The 24,110-nt window shown below is 36.8% G+C and carries 23 protein-coding genes; 13 read left to right on the top strand and 10 right to left on the bottom strand.

Annotated elements, in window-relative coordinates; genetic code table 11:
* Positions 1-92 precede the first annotated feature (92 nt).
* The 4 genes from DUT69_RS00795 to DUT69_RS00785 all read left to right on the top strand — a co-directional run bounded on the left by DUT69_RS00795 (position 93) and on the right by DUT69_RS00785 (position 3,809).
* The gene (locus DUT69_RS00795; protein WP_240186622.1) at positions 93-1,070 is read left to right on the top strand and encodes a Gfo/Idh/MocA family protein; all 978 of its coding nucleotides are present in this window, start codon (positions 93-95) and stop codon (positions 1,068-1,070) included.
* A 3-nt stretch (positions 1,071-1,073) separates the two neighbouring features.
* Complete coding sequence (locus DUT69_RS19400) at positions 1,074-1,478, top strand: hypothetical protein (protein WP_240186621.1); 405 nt, start codon at positions 1,074-1,076, stop codon at positions 1,476-1,478.
* A gap of 89 nt (positions 1,479-1,567) precedes the next feature.
* A complete protein-coding gene (locus tag DUT69_RS00790) occupies positions 1,568-2,821 on the top strand; it encodes a pyridoxal phosphate-dependent aminotransferase (protein ID WP_113651237.1) in 1,254 nt (417 codons plus the stop codon).
* Between the two features lie 130 nt (positions 2,822-2,951).
* Positions 2,952-3,809 (top strand): hypothetical protein, encoded by an 858-nt coding sequence (locus DUT69_RS00785; RefSeq protein ID WP_113651236.1) that lies wholly within the window; start codon positions 2,952-2,954, stop codon positions 3,807-3,809.
* Between the two features lie 270 nt (positions 3,810-4,079).
* Here DUT69_RS00785 and DUT69_RS00775 read toward each other — a convergent pair whose 3' ends face one another.
* On the bottom strand, positions 4,080-5,663 hold the full coding sequence (locus tag DUT69_RS00775; RefSeq protein WP_113651234.1) for a peptide chain release factor 3: 1,584 nt from the start codon (positions 5,661-5,663) through the stop codon (positions 4,080-4,082).
* Between the two features lie 463 nt (positions 5,664-6,126).
* On the bottom strand, positions 6,127-7,539 hold the full coding sequence (locus DUT69_RS00770) for a DUF6600 domain-containing protein (RefSeq protein WP_113651233.1): 1,413 nt from the start codon (positions 7,537-7,539) through the stop codon (positions 6,127-6,129).
* Positions 7,540-7,866: 327 nt separating this feature from the next.
* Here DUT69_RS00770 and DUT69_RS00765 point away from each other — a divergent pair, with 327 nt between their 5' ends.
* Positions 7,867-8,577 (top strand): SAM-dependent methyltransferase, encoded by a 711-nt coding sequence (locus tag DUT69_RS00765; RefSeq protein ID WP_113651232.1) that lies wholly within the window; start codon positions 7,867-7,869, stop codon positions 8,575-8,577.
* Positions 8,578-8,585: 8 nt separating this feature from the next.
* On the opposite strand, the gene nadD is transcribed toward DUT69_RS00765, so the two are convergent.
* The 4 genes from nadD to DUT69_RS00745 all read right to left on the bottom strand — a co-directional run bounded on the left by nadD (position 8,586) and on the right by DUT69_RS00745 (position 11,525).
* Positions 8,586-9,179, bottom strand: coding sequence for a nicotinate (nicotinamide) nucleotide adenylyltransferase (gene nadD, locus DUT69_RS00760; RefSeq protein WP_113651231.1), 594 nt, complete (start codon positions 9,177-9,179; stop codon positions 8,586-8,588).
* Positions 9,180-9,186: 7 nt separating this feature from the next.
* A complete protein-coding gene (gene gmk, locus DUT69_RS00755; protein ID WP_113651230.1) occupies positions 9,187-9,753 on the bottom strand; it encodes a guanylate kinase in 567 nt (188 codons plus the stop codon).
* A 76-nt stretch (positions 9,754-9,829) separates the two neighbouring features.
* Positions 9,830-10,693 (bottom strand): YicC/YloC family endoribonuclease, encoded by an 864-nt coding sequence (locus tag DUT69_RS00750; RefSeq protein WP_113651229.1) that lies wholly within the window; start codon positions 10,691-10,693, stop codon positions 9,830-9,832.
* Between the two features lie 97 nt (positions 10,694-10,790).
* A complete protein-coding gene (locus tag DUT69_RS00745; protein ID WP_113651228.1) occupies positions 10,791-11,525 on the bottom strand; it encodes a lysophospholipid acyltransferase family protein in 735 nt (244 codons plus the stop codon).
* A 68-nt stretch (positions 11,526-11,593) separates the two neighbouring features.
* Between DUT69_RS00745 and DUT69_RS00740 the strand changes: the two genes are divergently transcribed.
* Positions 11,594-12,298 (top strand): hypothetical protein, encoded by a 705-nt coding sequence (locus tag DUT69_RS00740; RefSeq protein ID WP_113651227.1) that lies wholly within the window; start codon positions 11,594-11,596, stop codon positions 12,296-12,298.
* 67 nt (positions 12,299-12,365) lie between these two features.
* Here DUT69_RS00740 and rnc read toward each other — a convergent pair whose 3' ends face one another.
* The 3 genes from rnc to DUT69_RS00725 all read right to left on the bottom strand — a co-directional run bounded on the left by rnc (position 12,366) and on the right by DUT69_RS00725 (position 14,691).
* A complete protein-coding gene (rnc, locus tag DUT69_RS00735) occupies positions 12,366-13,094 on the bottom strand; it encodes a ribonuclease III (RefSeq protein WP_113651226.1) in 729 nt (242 codons plus the stop codon).
* A 78-nt stretch (positions 13,095-13,172) separates the two neighbouring features.
* Positions 13,173-14,426 carry a beta-ketoacyl-ACP synthase II gene (gene fabF / locus DUT69_RS00730; RefSeq protein ID WP_113651225.1) on the bottom strand — a complete coding sequence of 418 codons (1,254 nt, stop codon included), beginning with the start codon at positions 14,424-14,426 and terminating at the stop codon, positions 13,173-13,175.
* 28 nt (positions 14,427-14,454) lie between these two features.
* Positions 14,455-14,691: an acyl carrier protein gene (locus DUT69_RS00725; protein ID WP_031266521.1), complete on the bottom strand. Its 237-nt coding sequence runs from the start codon at positions 14,689-14,691 to the stop codon at positions 14,455-14,457.
* A gap of 155 nt (positions 14,692-14,846) precedes the next feature.
* Here DUT69_RS00725 and DUT69_RS00720 point away from each other — a divergent pair, with 155 nt between their 5' ends.
* The 7 genes from DUT69_RS00720 to DUT69_RS00690 all read left to right on the top strand — a co-directional run bounded on the left by DUT69_RS00720 (position 14,847) and on the right by DUT69_RS00690 (position 22,207).
* On the top strand, positions 14,847-15,266 hold the full coding sequence (locus tag DUT69_RS00720; RefSeq protein ID WP_113651224.1) for an IPExxxVDY family protein: 420 nt from the start codon (positions 14,847-14,849) through the stop codon (positions 15,264-15,266).
* A gap of 136 nt (positions 15,267-15,402) precedes the next feature.
* Complete coding sequence (gene pyk / locus DUT69_RS00715; RefSeq protein WP_113651223.1) at positions 15,403-16,833, top strand: pyruvate kinase; 1,431 nt, start codon at positions 15,403-15,405, stop codon at positions 16,831-16,833.
* 146 nt (positions 16,834-16,979) lie between these two features.
* Entirely contained in the window at positions 16,980-17,420 is a 441-nt protein-coding gene (locus tag DUT69_RS00710) for an NfeD family protein (protein WP_113651222.1), read from the top strand.
* A gap of 4 nt (positions 17,421-17,424) precedes the next feature.
* Positions 17,425-18,378 (top strand): SPFH domain-containing protein, encoded by a 954-nt coding sequence (locus tag DUT69_RS00705; RefSeq protein WP_113651221.1) that lies wholly within the window; start codon positions 17,425-17,427, stop codon positions 18,376-18,378.
* 193 nt (positions 18,379-18,571) lie between these two features.
* Complete coding sequence (locus DUT69_RS00700; protein WP_113651220.1) at positions 18,572-18,763, top strand: cold-shock protein; 192 nt, start codon at positions 18,572-18,574, stop codon at positions 18,761-18,763.
* Between the two features lie 104 nt (positions 18,764-18,867).
* Positions 18,868-19,989, top strand: a complete 1,122-nt coding sequence (locus DUT69_RS00695) for a TlpA family protein disulfide reductase (protein WP_113651219.1) — start codon at positions 18,868-18,870, stop codon at positions 19,987-19,989.
* Between the two features lie 76 nt (positions 19,990-20,065).
* Positions 20,066-22,207, top strand: a complete 2,142-nt coding sequence (locus DUT69_RS00690; RefSeq protein WP_113651218.1) for a S9 family peptidase — start codon at positions 20,066-20,068, stop codon at positions 22,205-22,207.
* A gap of 59 nt (positions 22,208-22,266) precedes the next feature.
* Here DUT69_RS00690 and glmS read toward each other — a convergent pair whose 3' ends face one another.
* Positions 22,267-24,105 (bottom strand): glutamine--fructose-6-phosphate transaminase (isomerizing), encoded by a 1,839-nt coding sequence (gene glmS / locus DUT69_RS00685; protein ID WP_113651217.1) that lies wholly within the window; start codon positions 24,103-24,105, stop codon positions 22,267-22,269.
* Between the last annotated feature and the right edge of the window lie 5 nt (positions 24,106-24,110).

Below are 24,110 nucleotides of genomic sequence, written 5' to 3'. Positions count from 1 at the left end.
ATATATCTTCTTTTTAACTAAGGCTAATTTAGAATTGTTCAATGCTTTTTGCAATGTATATTTGGTTTTAAGATCACCTTCTAGCCAAAAATATGAACCGCAGGAATCTATTAAAAACCCTCTCGTTTACACTTGGGGCTTCAATTGTTAGTACTGATGTACTGGCCGAATTGGGCGAACGCTCCTTTTTATACAATATACCCGAGAATCCATTACATAAAAAATTAGCTAAACCGGTTACAGCCATTACCATTGGTGCTGGTAACAGAGGCATGGTTTATGGAAACTTCGCAGCAAAATTTAAAGATCAGATTAAAATTGTAGGTGTTGCCGAACCTAATACTTTTAGAAATGATAGGTATGCAAAAATCCATGAAATCGAAAGTACTAATCGTTTTAATACATGGGAAGAAGTTTTTAAACGACCAAAATTTGCTGATGCGGTAATTATATCTACCCCAGACAATTTGCATTACGAGCCTTGCATGAAAGCTTTGGCAATGGGTTATGACATCCTTTTAGAAAAACCAATTTCTCCGTCTGAAAAGGAATGCAGGGATATTTTGGCACTTGCCAAAAAGAACAACAGAATTGTAGCGGTTTGCCATGTTTTAAGGTATGCCCCTTATTTTGTGAAGATGAAAGAGCTTTTGGCCAAAGGTGCGATAGGTGAGGTAATAAGCGTACAACATTTCGAACCGATTGAGCATACGCACATGGCGCATTCTTATGTTCGCGGAAATTGGCATAACTCAAAGGCAACCACACCCATTATTTTGGCCAAATCTTGTCATGATTTAGATATCATTAAATGGGTAATTAATAAACCAAGTAAGCAAATTTCGGCCATGGGCGATTTAAAATGGTTTAGGAAGGAAAATGCTCCTGCTGGTAGCACGGCACGTTGTGCGGATGGTTGTAAAATTGAGCGACAATGTCCTTATTCTGCTGTAAAAGAATATTTAGATTTAAACAGAAGAACATCGGTTTTTGATGTTCCGGCGGATGTAGATAGAAAAGTGTTTATTGCCGAAAAGTTAAAAACAACCAACTATGGCCGATGTGTTTAGCGAATGGAGAACGATCAGCCAGATCATTATATTACCAATATCCTGTTTGCCGATAGCGTAACCGCAAGTTTCTCAATGGAAGCGTTTACTTCATATCACGGTCGCCGTACCCGAATTATGGGTTCAATGGGCGATTTGGTAGGCGATATGACTGAATTGGTGCATCATGATTTTGTTACCAATAAAGAAACCAAATTTATTCCGAAGGCTGAAGATGTAGAAGGTTATAAAAACAGCGGTCATGGCGGTGGCGATTGGCTATTAGTAAAAGATTTTGTACAAGCTGTTGCGCAAAAAAATCCAGCTTTGCTCACCTCAACAATCGACGAATCTATTGAAAGTCATATCATGGGTTTTATGGCCGAGGAAAGTCGCAAAGGCGGAAAAGTGATGAAAATTGTAGTTTAAAAGCTTTACACCAGCAAGCATCAAATGCTCAAAGTACTTAAGCCGATGGTTTTTCGTATCTTTGGGCATTAATTTTTTAACACAAGAATATGAATGTATCAGTATTAGCAAACACACTTATTGGCTCAGAAATTATAAAAATCGGTAACGAGGTTAACGAAATGAAACGTAAGGGTGCTAAAATTGCCAATCTGACGATCGGAGATTTTGATCCTTCAATTTTTCCGATACCAGTAGAATTAAAAGAAGAAATTGTAACTGCTTACAATCAAGGTCATACTAATTACCCGCCTGCAGATGGTATTTTGCCTTTACGAGAAACCATTGTTGATGTGTTGGCAGATCGTTATCAATTAACTTACGCAACATCAGATATTTTAGTTGCTGGTGGTTCTCGTCCGTTAATATATGCTACCTATTTAGCTTTGGTAGATCCTGGAGATAAAGTAATTTATCCAGCTCCATCTTGGAACAATAACCACTATTGCCACTTATCTTCGGCAAATGGCGTAGCGGTAGAAACAACGGTAGAAAATAATTTTATGCCAACTGCAGCACAATTAAAGCCGCATTTAAAAGGTGCAACGCTTTTGGCTTTGTGTTCGCCGTTAAATCCAACAGGAACCATGTTTACAAAAGCGCAGTTAGAAGAGATTTGCGACATTGTAATCGAAGAAAATAAATCTCGCGGTGCGGATGAAAAGCCCTTGTACATTATGTACGATCAGATTTATTCTTTACTAACTTTTGGCAAAGAACATGTAAATCCGGTTAGTTTACGCCCAGAATTAAAAGACTACACTATTTATATCGACGGTATTTCTAAATGTTTAGCATCAACAGGTGTTAGGGTAGGTTGGGCATTTGGTCCAGAAAAAATCGTTTCTAAAATGAAAGCCCTGCTTGGTCACATCGGTGCTTGGGCACCGAAGGCAGAGCAAGTTGCAGTTGCTAAATACTTTGCCGACAAAGGCCAAGTTGATAATTTCTTGGCAAGTTTTAAAACACAAGTGCAAGCTAGCTTAGATGAATTGTACAATGGTTTTCAGCAATTAAAAACAGAAGGTTTTGCAGTAGACGCCGTTGTGCCTATGGGCGCAATTTACCTTACCTTAAAAATAGATTATATCGGTAAAACTACACCAGAGGGCGATTTGCTAAAAAACAGTGCCGACGTGAATTTCTATTTAATTAAAGAAGCGCAAAGTGCATTAGTACCTTTTTCTGCATTTGGTAACGATGAAAATATGCCCTGGTTTAGAGCCTCAATCGGTGGTTGTTCTCTGCAAGATATAAAAGATATGCTGCCTAGAATTAAAACCGCACTAAGCAAGTTGAAATAAAAAAAATCTTTCATACATGAAATCCCCACCTAAAAATTGGGGATTTTTTTATTATAGAAATAGCATTTTGGCATCCGTATTGCGTAATTTATTCTCAAAATATTATTCTACACACTTCTAAATTAAGCTCATGGGAGAAAAATACGTTCCGTCTGGTATCGCATCGCCGTCTGGCATTTTAAAAACTATTTTATTTGGTATTCTAGCATCATTTATTTTACCTATCGTTTATATCCTGCTCGTTAAACTTGTTCCCAACATTTGGTTTATAGCAATTTGCGCCATGTTGTTTGGTATGGGATTAGGCTATTTTATAGACCTGGGCGTAAAAGTTGGTAAAATCAGAAATTTTAAAATTGGTATAGCAATAGCCATTTTTTGCGGACTGCTTGCGTTCTATAATCAATGGGTGCTTTTTGATGCGTTAATGTATAGCGCAAAAGGTTTTACCTTTAATCTAACTGGTGCCGACATTAAAATTTTGCTCAGAGATTTCTTTTTTCTTTTCACCCATCCAGGAATTTTATTTCAGGAAATACAGAACTTAAACGCTGTAGGTACATTTCGCATCGAAAGTAGCGGAAACGTGTCTGGCCTACTGCTTTGGGTAATCTGGTTTGGCGAACTTGTAGTAATATTGCTTAGCGTTGCACTAACCGTAGCCAATGGCTATTTGACTACACCTTTCTCTGAGCAGAACGACATGTGGATGGAAAGGCGCAAAACCATTAGCCGAATAAACTTTGTGCAAGACAAGGCTTCATTCTTAAATTCATTAGATAATAAACAGATCGATTTACTGCACCATAACCCAGAGATTTTAGACCACGAGAATTTTGCTGAAGTTGTTGTTTTTGAATCTTACGGCGACCCCTCTAAATATATAAACGTAGTTAACGTAACAAATACCGTAGACAAAAAAGGAAAAATTACAGCGAAAAAGAAAAACGTAACAACACGATACCAACTATTGAACGCAAATATTTAAGATTGCCACACAAGCCATATGCTAAGCAAATCGGAGCAAAACTAACCGACTTCATTATTTATTTGAAAAGCAAGAGATTGCTAATCGGTTATTTCAGCCCTGCTTTTGTTTCAACAAAGCAGAAAATGCTTTGGTTTCCACGCCAATCAGGTTTAATTAACCAAAGGCTGTGCTACGCTGAAACCGCTGGGTGCATAAACACAAAACCTCGCAGGTTTTTAAAAACTGCGAGGTTTGAACATATCTTAAAAGCCCTTTAGGAGTTTTGCCCTAGCTTTTAAACTCACTGGTTTTGTGGAAATCGATATCCGGATAATCCTGCTTAGTTAAATTAATCATGTATTCGCTATCAGACAGATAAACCGGATTTTCCTCTTTATCCATACCAATATGTTGTTGCTTGCGTTTTACAAACTCTTCAAGCTTCTTTTTATCGGTAGATGTTACCCAGCTAGAACGAGTATAGGTTAACGTACGGAAACGACACTTTGCGCCATACTCGTGCTCTAACCTAAAGTTAATAACCTCAAACTGTAACTCTCCAACTGCGCCAATAACCTTTCTATTACCTGGTTGCATCACAAACAACTGTGCAACACCCTCATCGGTTAATTGCTCGATACCTTTTTCTAATTGTTTGGTACGCATTGGGTCCATATTCTCTACCTCTTTAAATATAGAAGGGGAGAAGCTTGGGATACCTTTAAATTGTAATCTTTCGCCTTCAGTTAACGTATCGCCAATTTTAAAGTTGCCACTGTCATATAAACCAACCACATCGCCCGGCCAAGCCTCTTCAACAATGCTTTTCTCGTTGGCCATAAAATCCATCGGGTTGCTAAACTTTAGCTTTTTATCCTGACGGGTGTGATAATAGAATTTATTACGTTCAAACTTGCCCGAACAAATACGTAAGAATGCAATTCTATCGCGGTGTTTCGGGTCTAAATTGGCGTGTATTTTAAATACGAAACCGCTAAAATTCTTTTCTTCAACCAAAACATCACGCTCTTCCGCCTCTCTATGTCGCGGGCTTGGTGCAATATCAATAAACGTATCTAAAAGTTCTTTTATACCGAAGTTGTTAATTGCACTACCAAAAAACACCGGCGCTAAAAGGCCTTCTGTATATAAATCTTTGTCAATTTTACCATAAACACCGTCAACCAATTCAACATCGTCTTTAAGGTTGTTAATTTCAGTTTCCTTTAAATAATCCAATAGCGATGCATCATCTAAATCATTTACAGCAACTACAGAATCGGTAACCTTGGTTTTGTCAGAATTAAATAAGTTTAAGTGTTTGTTGTAAATGCTGTAAACACCTTTAAAGGTGTGTCCTTGTCCAATTGGCCAAGAAAGTGGGCATAAACTGATGTTCAACTTTTCTTCAATTTCATCCAATAAGTCGAACGCTTCCTTACCCTCACGGTCCATTTTATTAATAAAAATGATAACCGGAGTATTACGCATTCTACAAACCGCCATCAATTTTTCCGTTTGTTCCTCTACGCCTTTTACACAATCAACTACTAAAATAACACTGTCCACTGCCGAGAGTGTACGGTAAGTATCCTCCGCAAAATCCTTGTGTCCCGGTGTATCTAAAATGTTAATTCGTTTGCCACTATACTCAAAACCCATTACCGAAGTTGCAACTGATATACCACGTTGCTTCTCAATTTCCATAAAATCGGAGGTATTGCTTTGGTTTGCCTTGTTACGTTTTACCGCACCTGCAGTATTAATAGCTCCACCAAAAAGTAAAAACTTCTCGGTCAATGTGGTTTTACCAGCATCGGGGTGACTAATAATTGCAAAGGTTTTTCTTTTTTCTATTTCAGGATTAAGCATAGATTTTGTTGGATAAATTGGAATTGAAACTTATTGATAATGAGGCAAGGGAACGCTTTATAAAAAGCGTAGCGAAAAAAATATGATGGTGCCCAGTTTCATTTGGTGCAAAGGTAATAATATTTTCTTGTAGTGGTATTTGTTAGCTGGAACAGATTTTTTTGAAGCGCACCTTTGTACAACTATTTAGGTTAGTCCCACTTTACGCTAAATTTTTCTCCCCACATCCTTTTAGGGATTTAGGGGAAAAGATACCGCTTCAATTGAGGCTATATTTTATTGGCTTGTGCATTAATGCTCCTCATAGCAGCAAATGCTAATTTACCTAAACCCGGTAGGAGCGAACACGAAGTAAAGCGGATAACGGGGCTTGCTGTTGCTAAAGGCTACTGACTTTGCTTTTCGAAAAAATGGGGCAAAAAAAAAAGCCGACTTTTACATCGGCTCTTGATATTTGAATTATTTAACCTCTTCCTGGGCGAGATGATCCACCTCCGCTATTTCCTCTACCACTGCTTTCTCTTCCACCGCCACCGCTAGATTGGCTTCTCTCTACACGTTGTGGTTGAGATCTTTCTACACGTTGCGGTACTTGTTGTTGTCTTTCAACTCGCTCAACTCTTTGTGGCGCCTGCTGTTGTGGCCTTTCCATACGCTGAGGCTGTGCTTGTTGCTGACGTTCCATACGCTGTTGTTGAGCCTGTTGCTGACGCTCTATACGTTGTGGTTGTGCCTGGGTAGAGTTATTTCTTTCTACTCTTTCATTTGCATTCCCATTGTTTTCAATTCGTCTGTCGAAACCTCTAGAACGATTGACACCATCGTTATTAGGCGTTACACCCACTCGGTTGTCTCTATTTACAGGAGCAGATACACCATTCTCACCTCTAGTTGGTCTAGTTGCGAAACCTCCGTTAGTTCTATCTGTTCCACCTCTCTCATTGCCAACAGTTGGGTTTCCGTTACCTCTTTCTGGGCGTACACCAACATTGTTATCTCTGCCTACTCTATTGTTTCCAACTGCGTTTCCACGTTCAGTTCTGTTTCCTGCAACAGCATTTCTATCTCTGCTAATCGGCCCACGATTAATATTCGCTTGTACCGCATTTCTAGGTGCTGCATTTGCATTAGACTCGCCTCTACTTGGGCGTGGAGAGTAAATGTTAACGCTATTGTTATCTATTCTGGACGCACCTGCTCTGTTACTTCTGTTTACATTGTAAACGGTTACGTTTTGGTTAGTGCGACTTCTGATATCATCTGCTCTAGGGCCTGTGTAATAGGTTCTGTTATTACGAACATAGGTGTTGTTTATAATTACCGTATTTTGGATATAAACTCTATTTCTATTGCCATAATAACGTGGGTAATTGCTGTAGTATATGTTGTTGTACGGAACAAAGTTCCAGCACATATCTGGTATACGGTAACCACCTCTGCCAATATTTATACCTATGTTGATACTTGGTCCTAGTGGTGCCCATCCATAGTGCCCACCGCCACTTCTCCAGGTTACCCAAGCTGGTCCCCAAACGGTATCTGGCAACCAAACCCAATTGTTGTAACGGTTGTAAATCCAACGCCCGTAATGGAAAGGAGCCCAACCCCAATCGTAGTTACTTACCCAGGTATTTCCATATTCTGTCATAGCCCAACGGCCATTGGTATAGTATGGTCTAAATTCTTCTTGGTCAACATCGGGACGCCAAACATACCCGTATTGCGGGTCTTGGATCCATTGTCCGTACGGCGATAATTCGTCGTAGAACGATTGCAGGGATACATCCTCCTGTTGAGCCATTGCTTTTTCTGTGGTTCCAGCAAGGAGGAGCATGAGCCCCAGCAATACTGCTGGTAATTTGATCATGGTTTTCATTTGTGTGTGTTTTAAAATTTATAATTAACCTAACGCTTTGTGTATATCAATTTGAACACCATTTTTAACAAAGGCTTAATGCCAAATTTACATTTGATGCTTTTATGACTTAATTAACGTATTTATATCTTTTTAAGTGTTTAAGTGCAAGTGTTTTGTTACAATATTTAATGTGTGAAAAATAAGGCGGGCAGAACTAAATTTGCTACAATTTTATTTTTTTTAAAACAGAATTTTGTTTTTGATGTTTCCGGCAAAATCTTAAGCTTAGCAAATACAGAGTAGATATTAGCTTAAATGAGTACTTTTGCAACCTAAACTTTAATTATGCAAAAAGGCACTTTGTTTTTAATCCCAGTTCCGTTGGCAGAAAATGCTAGCCAAAAATCATTTACTCCATTTTTAATTGATACGATAAATGCTTTAAAAACATACATTGTAGAAAATGAAAAATCGGCACGTAAATTTTTAAAGGAGGCGGGTATTAAAACTCCACAAAGTGAATTATTGGTTCACGACTATGGCAAACATAAAAGAGGGAATTCTTTAGTGCCGTATTTTACGCAACTAATGCAGGGTGTTGATGTAGGATTAATGAGCGAAGCTGGATGCCCCGGTGTTGCCGATCCAGGAGCGGAAATTGTTGCCGAAGCACACAAAAGAGGAATTAAAGTTGTACCCTTAGTTGGCCCAAATTCTATGATACAGGCTTTAATGTCATCTGGCTTTAGTGGGCAGAGCTTTACTTTTCATGGTTATTTGCCAATAGATAAGGTTGAGCGTGCAAAAAAAATTAAAGAATTAGAGGCTCTATCTGCAAAGAACAAACAAACCCAGTTGTTTATGGAAACACCTTTCAGAAATAACCATTTGTTAGATGATGTTTTAAAAAACTGCCAGCCAAGCACACAGCTTTGTATTGCAACAAATATTAATGGCGAAGATGAGTTTATTAAAACCTTAGCAGTTGCAATGTGGAAATCTGAAAAGGTAGATTTACACAAAAAACCAACTGTGTTCTTGTTGTACAGAAGCTAGTTTACTAATTACTTGTACATACTTCGTTGATCGATAAACTCTAATACGCTATCTGGAACAAAAAACTGTACATTTTTATTTTCCTTTATCGCTTTGCGCACAAAAGTTGATGAAATTTCCATTTGTGGCGTATCTGTAAAGGTGATTGCTGGATGGTTTTCCCATTCGGAAACCTCTGCGCCCGGTCGTGGATAAACGTAGATTTGATAGTTTTTTAACAAAACCTCGTAGTTCTTCCATTTCTTTAACGAAACCAAGTTATCTGCACCCATTATTAGTACAAATTCTTTCTCAGGGTAGCGCTCATGTAAATGCGCAAGTGTATCTACCGTGTAAGATGGTTGTGGAAGCTTAAATTCTACATCGCTAACGTTAATTTGAGGTGCGTTTTCTGTTGCTAACCGAGCCATTTCCAAGCGGTCGTACATATTCGCCAAACCACTTTTTAATTTTAACGGATTATGTGGCGATACCACTAGCCAAACTTCATTTAAACCGCCAAATGTTGCCATGTAGTTGGCAATAATTAAATGCCCAATATGAATTGGATTAAAAGAGCCGAAGAAAAGGCCAGTTTTCGGTTTTGGGCTATTAATTGGCATCGTAGCTTTATTTTTCCAAAAATTCTTTAATTAGGATTTCCGCTTCTGCACATGCGGTATCTAAATCAAAGTTTTTGAGAATTACATCAAACTTATCCGCGTATTCTAGTTCTTTTTCTGCCTTAATAAAACGCTCTTGTAGCTTTTCTTGGCTATCTGTACCTCTTCCCGTTAAACGTTCTTTTAAAACCTCTAAAGATGGTGGCTGAACAAAAATTGCTAAAGCATCATCTTCATATTTCCTTTTTAAGCGCAAACCGCCTTCAACATCGATATCGAAAATTACATGTTTGCCCTCTTTCCAAATACGTTCAATTTCTGAGCGAAGCGTGCCGTAAAATGTGCCACTGTAAACTTCTTCAAATTCTACAAACTCTTGGTGTGCTATCTTATGTAAAAAATCTTCTTTACTAATGAAATAATAATCGTTTTCGTGCTGTTCGCTACCGCGAGATTCTCTCGTAGTGGCCGAAATAGAAAAACTCAATTGCGGGAATTTCTGTAATAAGTGTCTAACAATTGTGGTTTTTCCGGCGCCAGAGGGAGCAGAAAATATGATAAGTTTGCCTTGCATTCTTTAAAAAGGTTGAAAGGTTGAAAGTTTGAAAAGTTTTAAAGTTGCTAAATTACAACCTATAAACGTTTCAACATTACAACACATTTAGTAGTTGTTCTTTAATTTTCTCTAATTCTTCTTTCATACCAACAACCAATTGCTGTATGTGAGCGTCGTTAGCTTTTGCACCCATGGTATTAATTTCCCTGCCAATTTCTTGCGAGATAAAACCTAATTTTTTACCATTAGCATCTTTACTTTTTAACGTTTCCATAAAGTAATCGCAATGGCTTTTAAGGCGAGTTTTTTCTTCGGTAATATCTAATTTATCGATATAATAAATCAACTCTTGCTCTAAACGGTTTTGGTCGTAATTTACCTTTCCTACAGTTTCTTCTAAAAACTGCGTTAACCTAGCTTTTACCTGTGGAACTCTTAAGGGCGCAAGTTGATCTATCTCGGCAAAAAACGCCAAAATATTTTTTATACGTAACTCTAAGTCGGTTTTTAACACTGCTCCCTCATCAATTCTAAATTGGTTAAAATTGGTTAATGCAAGCTTAAAAGTGTTGTGCAAAACATCCCATTCATTTTCGCCAACCTCTTCTTCATTATAGGTAATTACTTCTGGTAGGTTTAAAGCAGTTTGCAATAAATTAGTTGAGTTAGCACCTAAAGAGTTGTTTATTTCTTCTAACTGTTTAAAGTATTTTGTTAAGAGCGCAGTATTAATGGTCGCTCCTTTTTGCGTATCGTCGCTACGCTCTATATTAACAGAGATGCTTACTTTTCCACGTTCAATTTCCTTGCTGCAAGTGTTACGTAGCAAAAGTTCTTTATCAGAAAAAGCCCTAGGTAACTTTAAGCTCAATTCTAAAAACTTAGAGTTTAAGGATTTAATCTCTACAGCAAATTTAGAGTTTTGGTAATCTGTAGAGGCCAAGCCAAAGCCTGTCATTGATTTTATCATGCGCAAAGATAGTAAAAAAGGAAGAGGGTTAAAAGACGAATGTTTTTCGCTTACGCCGAAGGATATTCCATCGCTAAAAATATTTTCAATCAGCTAAAATCGCGTTCTTCATCAATTGGAACACTTGGTTTTTTAAGTTTGGTACATCTGCCAACGTTAAATTTTTAACAGGAACAGGATGGATGAAAACTGTCTTTACAAATCCCGGTTTTGCATTTAACGGATTTATCCGCGGTAATAACTTTCGATTATTTATCATCACAAATGGTAAAATGTCTGTCTGGGTTTCTATTGCAATCCTAAAAGCACCATCGTAAAATTCGGTTAGCTCGGCATTGGTTTTATTCATTGTGCCTTCTGGAAATATTAAAATCGACTGCCCCTCTACAATTTCCTGTTTTAATTGATTTACCGAAAATTGTCTACTTTCTTTGCTATTTCGATCAATCATTATCACAATTCGTTTGTATATAGATCCGAAAATTGGGATTTTGGTCATTTCTATTTTTCCTAACGGACTAAAATGTTGAGGAATGGCGATGCAAACTGCTACCGCATCTAAATAAGAACCGTGATTGCCAACATAAATATGTTGTTTGCTTACGTTGATGTTATTCTTGTTGTAAGTTTTAAACCAAAATCCCGATAGGATGCTAAAACACCAAGCCCAACATCTTAGCAGAATCAGAATAGTTCTTTTTGCGGGAGTTTTCTTAAGCAAAGCTGATGCAAGTAACGTAAACGGTAATACAATAATCATTAGCAAGATAAATATCGTTGCGCAGTACAATAAATATAATCCTGACAAAACTTTAGTCATTAATTAACGTTTTTTAACTTAGTAGATGGTAAACTATAGCTAAATTTACAAATTAATATCCAACCAAAATGAAGCGCTTTCGTCTAATTTTCTTAAGTTATTTATTGTTGCAAGCCTCTCAGATTTTTGCGCAACAAGAATTTATACTTAACGGAGTTGTGATGGAAAATGGCTCGAAAATGAGAGTTGCTTTAGCTGAGATTACCAACAAGCGTAATAAATACAGTACTGGAAGCAACGATATGGGCATTTTTCAACTGAAATCTGCAGTAGGCGATACTATTTTAATTACAAAAAGAGGTTTTAACGATAAGGAGTATATCATAACTTCTACCAAAGATGCGCTGATATTAATTAATAGAGGTACTACCTTAAATGAGGTGGTAATTACCGGGCAAAGTAAAAAGCAAACGCTAGATGCAGTAAAGCAGGATTTTAGAGATAAAGGTAGTTTTTATGCAGGAAAGCCGAAGCCATTGGCATTCATTTTTACTCCTTTAACTGCACTTTATGAACTTTTCGGGCGTACACCAAAAAATGCAAGGCGATTTAGCAACATGTACAATACCGAAATGGAACAAACCCACATAGATGGTTTCTTCAACAAATCTATTATTGGCAAGAATACAGGTTTAACCGGTAAAGAGTTAGAGCATTTTATGATTAATTATCGACCGGAGTACGAAAAAACAAAAAATTGGAATGTTTACGACGGTACAAAATATATCAGAGATTCGTATAAAAATTATACAGATACTTTGAAGAAAAATTAATCGGTTCTCAATTGAGAATTTTCAGTTCGGTAATGCAAAACAGTTTATTGAGAATTTGCATTGCGAACTAAATCGCTAGCGACTCACAGGCCTTTTCGGCAGCTAATTTTTCTGCGTTTTTTTTGTTGTAGTCTCTGCCAATACCGTGGTTTTCGCTATCAATAATGGCGTGAATGGTGAACAGTTTAGCACTTTCGCCTTCTCCATTTTCGACCATATCAAAAGAAATATCTTTGCCGTGACGTTGGCACCATTCTATTAATTTACTTTTAAAATTCGTCTCGGTCATTTCTAAAGTATGTATATCAATATATGGCTTTACAATTCTTTTTAGGAGGAAGTTTTTAGTAAAGTTATAGCCTTTATCAAGGTAAATAGCGCCAATAAGCGCTTCAAATGCATCACCCAACATAGAGTGATGCTTTGAATGCACATTAACAGTTTTTTGATCGTAAACGATAAGTTGATCGAAGCCCATTTTGCGGGCAAGTTGATTCAGATTAGCTCTATTTACAATTTTAGAGCGCATTTCTGTCAAAAATCCTTCTTCTTTATAAGGGTAACTTTTAAAAAGTAATTCTGCAATTACAGAGCCGAGAATTGCATCGCCTAAAAATTCTAGGCGTTCATTGCTGCTACGGCTGCCGTTTTTCAGCACTTTAGCTACCGATCGATGTCTAAAAGCCATATTATATAGCGCTACATTGCCAGGTACGAAACCTAGAATGTTTTTAAGTTTTTTTACAAAAACCTTGTTTGGCGATAAGTAAAGCTTATAAAAATCGAATATTGGCATTAAATTTTGCTACAAAAAATCCACAGGAATAACTAAAGCATAAAAATACTACAAAACATCAATAAAGATTGATTTTGATTATCCCTCGTATTTTTTGAAAATAACAGATGCGTTATGACCGCCAAAACCAAACGTATTACTTTGAGCAGCACGTATAGTACGTTTTTGAGCCTTGTTAAACGTAAAGTTTAAATTTGGATCAAATTCTGGATCATCAGTAAAGTGATTGATAGTTGGTGGAACAATATCATTTTGAACCGCTAAAATTGTAGCAATAGCTTCTACAGCGCCTGCTGCACCAAGTAAATGGCCAGTCATAGATTTTGTAGAACTAATGTTCAATTTGTAGGCATCTTCTCCAAATAAATCAACAATAGCTCTGCTCTCGCTAACATCGCCAAGTGGCGTAGATGTACCGTGAACATTGATATAATCGATATCTGCAGTTGTCAACTTTGCGTCTCTTAATGCATTAGCCATAACTAGTTTTGCGCCTAATCCTTGCGGATGCGGAGCTGTAATATGATTTGCATCTGCACTCATACCACCACCAATTATTTCGGCATAGATTTTAGCACCTCTCGCTTTTGCGTGCTCTAATTCTTCCAAAATGATTGTTCCTGCACCTTCACCAGCAACGAAACCTTCGCGGTCTTTGTCAAACGGTCTAGAAGCAGTTTTTGGATCGTCATTTCTTGTAGAAAGGGCATGCATTGCATTAAAGCCACCAATACCAGCTTCGTTGATAATAGCCTCAGAACCACCAGTGATAATAATATCAGCAATGTCCAAACGGATATAGTTGAAAGCATCAATCATTGCATTGGTTGCAGATGCGCAAGCCGAAACGGTAGAAAAATTCGGCCCTCTTAAACCATATTTCATAGAAATATGACCAGGGGCGATATCAATAATTACCTTAGGTATAAAGAATGGATTTAGTCGTGGCGTTCCATCACCCAAAAAGAAATTTTTCATCTCCTCTTGAAAGGTTTTAAAACCACCAATTCCTGAGCCCCAAATTACACCAGCACGGTTAGTATCTATTTTTTCCCAATCGTAACCACCGTCTTTAACGGCTTCTGCTGTAGAAACTAAAGCATATTGTACGAAAGGATCTAGCTTGCGTGCTTCTTTCTTATCCAAATGATCTTCGGCGTTGAAATCTTTTAGCTCGCAAGCAAATTTTGTCTTGAACTTTTCAGTATCAAAACCTGTGATAGGACCAGCGCCACTCACCCCATTTATTAACGAATCCCAATATTCTTGGATGTTGTTACCAATTGGAGTGAGCGCACCTAGACCTGTTACTACTACTCTTTTTAATTCCATTTATAAGTATTGTACGGGAAGCGTATTCTTACTTAACGTTTTTTTCTAAATAAGCAACAGCTTGACCAACAGTACCGATAGTTTCAGCCTGATCATCAGGAATTGCTACGTTAAATTCTTTTTCAAATTCCATAATTAACTCTACAGTATCCAAAGAATCTGCACCTAAGTCATTAGTGAAAGACGCTTCTGGCGTAACTTCGCTCTCATCAACACCTAGTTTTTCTACGATAATAGCCTTAACTCTTGAAGCAATATCAGACATAATTTTATAATTTAATGGTTAAATAATTCAGTGCAAAGAAAAATAAAATTCCAACAATTTCAAATGTTTTTATTTCTCAATCAATTTTAATGATTTTATTTCAAACTTAATGTAAAATTAGTTTTATAATTTCGCATTTCTAAATAATATTTGTTTTGAATAAAACCTATCTCAAACTTTCTTTAGACCTCGACTTTGTTCTAATAGCGATAACAGCTGCAACAAAAGACTACGTTCTTTGCCACAAAATTAACAAAATGTTGCAATTCGATTTCGAAAAAATTGGAGATCACGAAGTTTTTTTCAACATAGACGAATCTCCATTATCTTTCTCAAAATTTTACTATTTTGTAGAACAGGGCGAGGTTGAGTACTATTTTGTAAACAACAGAAATCCAGAAGGGTTTTTAATTCCAGAAATGAACAAAGTTGATTTTTTTATCATAATACACCAATATATAGATAAAGACGATTTGGATTTTATATTAACGGGGCTTAATAAACTGCCTGATATTCAAGTTGCTGCGCAAATAAATCCGCAAAAATTAAAGTCGAAAGAGAATTTGGTAATGTAAATTTTATACTGTTAGTGTAGTAAATACACTATATTTGAAACTTAATCAAACTGAAAATAATTTTAACAACGAGGTAAAACATTGGTTTTTGTGTAAAAATCATCCTTTAAGTTTTATCTACTATAAAAACAATTAAATGAAACCTTTTCATTCAAGAACTAAAATTGTGGCCACATTGGGTCCAGCATCAGCTAAACCAGATGTATTGTACAGTATGTTTAACGCAGGTTTAGATGTTTGCCGTCTAAATTTTTCTCACGGTTCTCAGGCAGATCATCAAGAAGTGCTTGATACTATTAGAAGTATTAACCAAAAATATAAATACAACGTTGGTATCTTGGCCGATTTACAAGGTCCTAAAATTAGAATAGGAACTGTTAAAGACGGTGGTATTCATTTAGTTAACGGTGCTAAAACTATTATTACAACGCAAGAGTGCGTAGGTAACGAAGAGCGTATTTACATCACTTATGAAAATTTTCCTCAGGACGTTAAAGCAGGAGAAATCATTTTATTAGATGATGGTAAATTGCAAATGCGTGTTATCGAAACTAATTACAAAGATGAAGTAACTTGCGAAATTGTACATGGTGGTATCTTAACTTCTAGAAAAGGTGTAAACTTACCTAATACAAAGGTTTCTATTCCTTCTTTAACGGTTGAAGATCGTAAAAACCTGGAGTTTGTTTTAGAAAACAACGTAGAATGGATTGGTTTATCTTTTGTACGTAACGCAGAAGATATAATCGAATTAAAAGATATTATTAAAGCTAGAGGCAAATCAGCGAAAGTTGTTGCAAAAATCGAAAAGCCAGAAGCTATCGCAAACATCGACGAGATTATTGCTGTTTCTGATGCGATTATGGTTGCCCGTGGCGATCTGGGTGTTGAAATGCCAATGGAAGAAGTTCCGTTGTTGCAAAAAATGATTGTGCAGAAATGTAGAGCGGCTTCTAAGCCAGTAATTATTGCTACACAGATGTTAGAAAGCATGATTACTACGCCTCGCCCAACGCGTGCAGAGGTTAATGATGTTGCTAACTCGGTATTGGATGGTGCAGACGCGGTGATGTTAAGTGGCGAAACTTCAGTTGGGGAATTTCCTTTAATCGTCATCGAAACGATGCAGAAAATCATTAACAACATCGAAGAAAACAACTATCCTTTTCATGCGGAGAAATTCTTAAAACCTAAAGCAGAAAGTTTCTTGAGTGATGCTGTATGTGATTCTGCTTGCTTTTTATCTAAGCAAACAAATGCAGTTGGTATAGTTTCTATGACGTTGAGCGGTTACACTGCTTATGAAATTTCTAGTCACAGGCCAGAATCTCCAATTTTTATTTTTACCAGCAACGAGACTTTACTTAATACTTTGAGTTTAGTTTGGGGTGTTAGAGGTTTTTATTACGATAAATTTGAAAGTACAGACGCTACGATTACTGAGGTTAACGAATTCTTGAAAGAGAAAAAGTTAATTAAAAAAGGCGATGTAATTATTAATACTGCCGCTATCCCTATGGAAATTAAAGGCAAAACCAATATGCTAAAAATTACGGTTATCGATTAATTATAGTTGATATAGTATAAAGTTAGCCTTTGCGAAAGCAAGGGCTTTTTTGTGCGTTTAACCTACAGATTTTTGGCAGAAACATCTTCTTTCATTTTATTTTATCGAAAAAATGCAGTATTTTACAGCAAATCAAATTATAATTTATGGATGAATTTAGGAATATCTCGGTTCTTTGGTTCGTAATAGGATTCGTGTTCTTTTTACTGGAATTTGTGGTGCCTGGTTTTATTTTATTCTTTTTTGGCGTAGCAGCCTGGGTGGTGGCATTATTAACTTTAGTCTTCGATATTGGCCTTAATGCGCAACTAATTATCTTTCTCGGTACCGCGTTGTTAACTGTTGCACTACTTAGAAAATGGTTAAGCAGTAAAATAGGTATGTACAGAGAAGGTCCGAGAGTATTGGAAGAAGAATATGTTGGCAAAACTGCACTAGCAGAAACTGCAATTGCCCCGGGCAAAAATGGAAAAGTAGAATTTAGAGGAACCAGTTGGGATGCCAGCTCTGAAGACTACATAGAAGCAGGACAAAGCGTATTAATTACCGAAACAAGGAGTATTATTTTAATTGTTAAACAAATCTAAATATATGTCATCACCAACCATCATTTTAATTATCGCAATCATCTTTGTGCTTGTTGCCTTCTTATCTACTTTTAAGGTAGTGCCGCAAAGATCAGTTTTTATTGTAGAGCGCTTAGGTAAGTACAGTCGTTCTTTGGATGCTGGATTTCATATCCTAATACCATTTATCGATAAAATTGCCTACAAACAAAATTTAAAAGAGCAGGCAATTGATGTTGCTTCGCAAATATGTATTACTAAAGATAACATCGCTGTTGAGGTAGATGGAATTTTGTATTTACAAGTTATGGATCCGCAGAAAGCTTCTTACGGTATCGATAATTATCGCTTTGCGGTAATCCAAATCTCTCAAACTACCATGCGTAGTGTTATCGGTAAAATGGAGCTAGATAGAACTTTTGAAGAGCGAGAAACTGTTAACGGTACAATTGTAGCTGCTGTAGATAAAGCAAGCGAGCCTTGGGGTATCAAAGTTTCGCGTTACGAGGTTAAAAACATCTCTCCACCACAAAGCATTAGAGATGCGATGGAAAAACAAATGCGTGCCGAGCGTGAAAAACGAGCGATGATTGCAGAATCTGAGGGAGATAAGCAAGCAAAAATTAATCGTGCCGAAGGTGATAAGCAAGAAATGATTGCTAGATCTGAAGGTGAGAAACAACGTAAAATAAATGAAGCAAGCGGTACAGCATCAGAAATTGAAATGGTTGCTATCGCTACAGCAAAAGGTATTACCGAAATTGCAAAATCTATTAATGCAGAAGGTGGTATGAATGCAGTTAACTTACGTGTTGCCGAACAGTATTTAAACGAGTTTGGTAAGCTTGCCAAAACAAATAATACCATGATTGTACCGGCTGATCTATCAGATATTGCTGGCGTAATTTCAAGTATTACCTCTGTAATGAGTAAAACTACGCAAGCCCTGCCTACAACAATAGTTACTGCTAAAAAGTAATTGATACCAAATTATTAATCCTCTAAAAAAGCTTTTAAAACTTTTTCAGAGGATTTTTCTTTTAAGAGTGGTTTCACTTAAATTATATCTATTCTGATTTAGCTTTGCTAGATTAATTAATAGTGGTAGTCGACTTTGCAACTCAAACTTTTCTAAAACCTATAACTTAACTGTTAATTACCCCTATTAAAATATGAAAAAAGGAGAAGTGAAATTTTTTGACAGTGAAAAAGGAGAAGGATTAATAATAGACAAAAGAGGCACAGAAATCCCTGTTAAATATTCAGGTCTACATTCAAAATATATTAAAGCAGGCGACAAAGTAACTTACGATTTGGCAGAAGATTCTCGAACGCAACAAGCTGTTAATGTTACTAAAGTTTAGTGTTATTAAGTTTCTGGCTACGATAGGTTTTAAAAAAATTAATAATTCTACGAAATTATCGTAGAATTATTATCTTTAGTTTCATTCCTTTTGATAGTTAAAAAATGAAAACAAAATTTTATTTCTTGTGTACATTCATCTTATTGATGTCTGCTTCGGCTCATGCCCAAATATTAGAGCGAGTATTATCTAATTTTAGTGAAATTAAAAATGTTAGCTACAATAGCACTTCGATTAATAAGGATCTTTTTGACGACATATATCATTTTGATACTTTAAAAAACCTAATTAATCAGCCAAAAAGCGATTTAAGCTATAGGTTTATAGGGAAAAGGTCAGAAAATATTTATGATGGTAGCAAGCTTTTCAGTTTACAGTTTTCAGATAGCACTTATCGCATTTCGTCAAAACCTGAATCTGGACATTATTATGAATCGTTATTGTACGTTTTTAGTAGAATAGGTGACTTTCTTAAAACAGGCAAAAAAGCGATTCAACTAAAAGACTCTGTTGTAAATAATAAAAGTTACGCCCATTTGAAATTAATGGTAATGGTTACCATCGTAAAGAACAAGCCGGTTTTTACACATTTAACTTTGCTAATAGATAAAAAAACTGACCTACCTTATTATTATCGCAATAACAGCAAAGGATTTATCGACGGAACGAATACGTATATTACTGCATTTGATGAATATCGTTTTACGGATTATTTAGTTGACGCCACGCAGACGGAAGATTTGACAAAGCAACTGCTGCCAGCGTATTTTAGTCTTGAAAAACCTAAAGTTTTTGTACCGTTATTGGCTAAAGGAACTGCCTTGCCCGAAACGCCTATTTATAATCTAGATGGAGAAAAGATTCAACTTTCGTCGTTTAAAGGTAAAGTGTTATTAATTAATTTTACCTTAAATGGTTGCCCACATTGTGTAAATTCAATTGAAACACTTAATGCTTTTCAAGAAAAATATAATAATACTGATTTTGAAATCGTCACAGTAAATCACTCAGATAATAAAGAAGCGATTTTGAAATATGATAAAAGATTTAGTATAAAATATACCACCTATACGTGTGATGCTACAATGCTAAAAAAGTATAGTGTACCTTCTTTCCCATTATTTTATATAGTTGATAAAAATGGAAAAATAAATAGTGCGCATAACGGTTTCTCTGCTAAAATAGGCGAACAAATGGCTAAAGAAGTGGAGCAGTTGCTACGGTAAAGCGTGTATTATTCTTAATACTTTAATTTAAACTTTTAAAACATCTTTATTTTTATCCAATAGGAAATAAATAAACATGAAAAGATATTTACTAACCATTGCTGGTTTGGCAGGTTGTTTTGTTGCAAATGGGCAACTGGCCGTAACCGCCCAAGACTATGAACGTGCGGAGCGTTTCATGAGTTACAATACCGAAAAATTTGTAGATGCTGGAGCCGTTAGGCCCAATTGGCTAGAGGGCGATAAATTCTGGTATACCAGTAAAAGCCAGAGTGGAACACAAACTTTTTTGGTAGATCCGGTTAAAAAAACTAGAATACTTACAACCGATTATCAAGAACAGCAGGCTCAGATGCCACGCAGAATGGGAGGTAATGATGTATTATCGCCGGATGGCAAAAAGGCAGTTTTTATAAAAGATTGGAATCTTTGGGTGAGAGATGTAGCCTCTAAAAAAGAAACTCAACTTACTACAGATGGCTTAAAAGACTATGGCTATGCTACGGATAACGCCGGGTGGAAAATGAGCGATAGACCAGTAGTACGCTGGTCGCCAGACTCAAAAAAAATAGCAACTTTTCAGCAAGACCAACGTAATGTTAGCGATATGTATTTGGTAACTACCAATGTTGGTGCGCCCGTTTTAAAAGCTTGGAAATATCCATTGCCTGGAGATAAGGTAATTGCTACAATTAGGAGGGTAATCATTGATGTAGAAAACGCAAAGGTGATAAGTTTAAACATTCCGGCAGATCCGCATAGGGCAACTTTGAGCGACGACATTTCAAGCAGTGGAACTTTCGATGATATCGATTGGAAAGAAGACGGTAGCGAAATGGCATTTTTATCAACATCCCGAGATCATAAGAATGAAAAATTCCGCATAGCTGATGCAAATACCGGGGCTGTGAGAGAAGTTTTTGAAGAAACCGTTAAAACACAGTTTGAATCTGGTAGAGGTGCGATTAATTGGAGATATTTGCCAAAAACAAAAGAGATACTATGGTACTCAGAACGTGATAACTGGGGGCACATGTACCTTTACGACGCTAGCACCGGAAAACTTAAGAATCAAATTACCAAAGGCGAGTGGTTAGTTTCTAGATTGCTAAAAGTTGATGAGAAAACCAGAACACTATATTTTTTAGGGCATGGCAAAGAGGCTGGAAATCCATATTTCGGTTACTTGTACAAAGTCGGTTTTGATGGTAAGGGTTTAACATTGTTAACGCCTGAGCTGGGTAATCACTCCATCACTTTTTCTCCATCAGATAATTATTTTATAGATAGTTTTTCTCAGCCTGATGTTCCGGCTGTAGTTAATTTAAGAGCTATTAATGGTAAACTGGTAACTAAACTAGCACAAGGTGATGTTTCTAAGTTAACAGAAACAGGATGGAAAGCACCTATACCGGTTAGCGTAAAAGCGCATGATGGTAAAACCGATATTTATGGTTTAGTGTTTACGCCATCTAAAATGGACGTAGCGAAAAAATATCCGGTAATCGATTATATTTATCCTGGGCCACAAGGTGGAAGTGTAGGCAGCTGGTCTTTTAACGCCTCAAGAGGCGATCATCAAGCTTTAGCTGAGTTGGGCTTCATCGTAGTAATGATAGAAGGAACGAGCAATCCTTATCGCTCTAAAAGTTTCCATGATATGAGCTATGGCAACATGGCCGAAAATACATTGCCAGACCAGATAACTGCGATTAGACAATTAGCAAAAAATTATCCTATCGATACAAATAAGGTTGGTATCTGGGGGCATTCTGGCGGTGGATTTGCAACGGCTGCTGCGATGTTTCGTTATCCTGATTTCTTTAAGGTTGGTATTGCCGAATCTGGGAACCACGATAACAGGAATTATGAGGACGATTGGGGCGAACGTTATAACGGATTAGTAGAGAATGTGGATTACGAAGCTCAAGCTAACCAGAATTATGCAAAAAATCTAAAAGGAAAACTTTTATTAGCGCACGGTATGATGGATAATAACGTGCCGCCATCTAATACAATGTTGGTTGTAGATGCTTTAATAAAAGCCAATAAAGATTTCGATTTATTACTTTTTCCGAATAGCGCCCACGGATTTGGGCAGTTTTCTCCGTATATGATGCGTAGACGCTGGGATTATTTTGTGAAACACCTTCTTAATACCGAACCACCAAAAGAAGTGGGGTTAAGAGGTACCACTGTACCGCCATCTAGAAATTAAATTAACAAAAAAGGGCTTCAAAAAAATGAAGCCCTTTTTATGTTTAATAGAAACTAAAATTATTCTACAGTAACTGATTTCGCTAAGTTTCTAGGTTGATCTACATTGCAACCTCTTAAAACTGCAATATGATAAGAAAGTAATTGTAGTGGAATAGTAGCTAATAAAGGTAAAAATGCTTCAGCTGCATCTGGAATTTCGATGCAGTAATCTGCCATTTTTTTCACTTCTGTATCACCTTCTGTTACAATTGCAATAACAATTCCTTTTCTTGCTTTTACTTCTTGGATATTACTGATTACTTTCTCGTAAGAAGAGTTTTTGGTAGCGATTACAACTACAGGCATTTCTTCGTCAATTAAAGCAATTGGCCCGTGTTTCATTTCTGCTGCCGGATAACCTTCTGCATGAATGTAAGAGATTTCTTTCAACTTTAATGCTCCCTCTAAAGCTACAGGAAAGCCGCTTCCTCTACCTAAAAACAGACAGTTTCTAGAGTCTTTAAATTTCTCGCCTATAGATTTAATCAGGTCGTTAGATTGTAGCGCTATTTGAACTTTATCGGGGATATTATCCAACTCTGTTAATAACTCAATTAATTTAGAATTGGTAATTGTTCCTTTTTGTTGAGCTAAATAGAACGCAATTAAAGTAAGAACGGTTACTTGCGCTGTAAACGCTTTTGTAGATGCCACGCCAATTTCTGGACCTGCGTGAGTGTAAACTCCAGCATGTGTTAAACGCGGTATAGATGCGCCTACAACGTTACATATACCGAAAATAGTTGCGCCTTTTTCCTTAGCCATCTCTATCGCAGCCATTGTATCGGCGGTTTCTCCAGATTGTGAGATAGCGATTACTACATCTTTTTCGGTAATAATTGGATTTCTGTACCTAAATTCGGATGCATATTCTACCTCAACCGGAATTCTAGAGTATTCTTCGATAAGATACTCGCCTACTAATCCAGCATGCCAAGATGTTCCACAGGCTACAATAATAATTCTGTCGATGTTTTTAAGCTTATCTACAAACTCTTTGATACCACTTAGCTGTACTTTTCCCTCTTCTGGATAAATACGTCCTCTCAAACAATCTCTAATAGAACGAGGTTGCTCGTAGATTTCTTTTAACATAAAATGATCATATCCGCCTTTCTCAAGCATTTCAAGCTTCAGCTCTAATTCCTGAACATAAGGTGTCTGAACAACATTGTCTAATCTTTTAATCAAAAGCTCATCACGTTTCAAAAAAGCAATCTCATTATCGTTAAGATAGATTACATTTTTTGTGTACTCGATAATTGGTGTAGCATCAGAAGCAATAAAATATTCTCCTTGCCCAACACCTATTACCATTGGGCTACCTTTTCTTGCTGCAATTAATTCGTCCGGATTATCCTGGTCCATTACTACTATTGCATACGCACCACTCACTTCTTTTAAAGCAAGTCTTACGGCTTCTAGCAAGTCTGTTTTTTCGTTTTTGTAGATTTCTTCAATTAGGTGGATTAGAACCTCGGTATCTGTGTCGCTGTTAAAAGTGTGGCCACGTTGCTCTAACTCATCTTTTAATATGGCATAATTTTCAATTATACCATTATGAATGATGCTCAATCTCCCATTATTGGAAGTGTGAGGGTGGGAGTTTCTATCTGATGGTGCACCGTGTGTAGCCCAACGTGTATGGCCCATGCCAATAGTTCCGGTTAAATTTTGCCCTTCAGCAAAATCTTCCAGCTCTTTAACCTTGCCGGCTTTTTTATAAATATTTAAATCATTGTTATCGATAAGGGCAATTCCTGCACTATCGTAACCACGATACTCAAGTCGTTTTAAACCTTTTATTACAATCGGCCAGGCCTCTCTAAAACCTATATAGCCTACAATTCCACACATAGCGT

The sequence above is a fragment of the Pedobacter namyangjuensis genome (assembly GCF_003313325.1).
In the GTDB taxonomy this organism is placed as follows: domain Bacteria; phylum Bacteroidota; class Bacteroidia; order Sphingobacteriales; family Sphingobacteriaceae; genus Pedobacter; species Pedobacter namyangjuensis.
Note: the sequence above shows the minus strand (reverse complement) of the source record. Positions and strands in the feature narration are given on the sequence as shown.

Excerpts from the sequence above, each read along its gene's own strand:
- DUT69_RS00795 (WP_240186622.1), top strand. The coding sequence starts at position 93 with ATGAACCGCAGGAATCTATTAAAAACCCTCTCGTTTACACTTGGGGCT.
- DUT69_RS19400 (WP_240186621.1), top strand. The coding sequence starts at position 1,074 with ATGGAGAACGATCAGCCAGATCATTATATTACCAATATCCTGTTTGCC.
- DUT69_RS00790 (WP_113651237.1), top strand. The coding sequence starts at position 1,568 with ATGAATGTATCAGTATTAGCAAACACACTTATTGGCTCAGAAATTATA.
- DUT69_RS00785 (WP_113651236.1), top strand. The coding sequence starts at position 2,952 with ATGGGAGAAAAATACGTTCCGTCTGGTATCGCATCGCCGTCTGGCATT.
- DUT69_RS00775 (WP_113651234.1), bottom strand. The coding sequence starts at position 5,663 with ATGCTTAATCCTGAAATAGAAAAAAGAAAAACCTTTGCAATTATTAGT.
- DUT69_RS00770 (WP_113651233.1), bottom strand. The coding sequence starts at position 7,539 with ATGAAAACCATGATCAAATTACCAGCAGTATTGCTGGGGCTCATGCTC.
- DUT69_RS00765 (WP_113651232.1), top strand. The coding sequence starts at position 7,867 with ATGCAAAAAGGCACTTTGTTTTTAATCCCAGTTCCGTTGGCAGAAAAT.
- nadD (WP_113651231.1), bottom strand. The coding sequence starts at position 9,179 with ATGCCAATTAATAGCCCAAAACCGAAAACTGGCCTTTTCTTCGGCTCT.
- gmk (WP_113651230.1), bottom strand. The coding sequence starts at position 9,753 with ATGCAAGGCAAACTTATCATATTTTCTGCTCCCTCTGGCGCCGGAAAA.
- DUT69_RS00750 (WP_113651229.1), bottom strand. The coding sequence starts at position 10,693 with ATGACAGGCTTTGGCTTGGCCTCTACAGATTACCAAAACTCTAAATTT.
- DUT69_RS00745 (WP_113651228.1), bottom strand. The coding sequence starts at position 11,525 with ATGACTAAAGTTTTGTCAGGATTATATTTATTGTACTGCGCAACGATA.
- DUT69_RS00740 (WP_113651227.1), top strand. The coding sequence starts at position 11,594 with ATGAAGCGCTTTCGTCTAATTTTCTTAAGTTATTTATTGTTGCAAGCC.
- rnc (WP_113651226.1), bottom strand. The coding sequence starts at position 13,094 with ATGCCAATATTCGATTTTTATAAGCTTTACTTATCGCCAAACAAGGTT.
- fabF (WP_113651225.1), bottom strand. The coding sequence starts at position 14,426 with ATGGAATTAAAAAGAGTAGTAGTAACAGGTCTAGGTGCGCTCACTCCA.
- DUT69_RS00725 (WP_031266521.1), bottom strand. The coding sequence starts at position 14,691 with ATGTCTGATATTGCTTCAAGAGTTAAGGCTATTATCGTAGAAAAACTA.
- pyk (WP_113651223.1), top strand. The coding sequence starts at position 15,403 with ATGAAACCTTTTCATTCAAGAACTAAAATTGTGGCCACATTGGGTCCA.
- DUT69_RS00710 (WP_113651222.1), top strand. The coding sequence starts at position 16,980 with ATGGATGAATTTAGGAATATCTCGGTTCTTTGGTTCGTAATAGGATTC.
- DUT69_RS00705 (WP_113651221.1), top strand. The coding sequence starts at position 17,425 with ATGTCATCACCAACCATCATTTTAATTATCGCAATCATCTTTGTGCTT.
- DUT69_RS00700 (WP_113651220.1), top strand. The coding sequence starts at position 18,572 with ATGAAAAAAGGAGAAGTGAAATTTTTTGACAGTGAAAAAGGAGAAGGA.
- DUT69_RS00695 (WP_113651219.1), top strand. The coding sequence starts at position 18,868 with ATGAAAACAAAATTTTATTTCTTGTGTACATTCATCTTATTGATGTCT.
- DUT69_RS00690 (WP_113651218.1), top strand. The coding sequence starts at position 20,066 with ATGAAAAGATATTTACTAACCATTGCTGGTTTGGCAGGTTGTTTTGTT.
- glmS (WP_113651217.1), bottom strand. The coding sequence starts at position 24,105 with ATGTGTGGAATTGTAGGCTATATAGGTTTTAGAGAGGCCTGGCCGATT.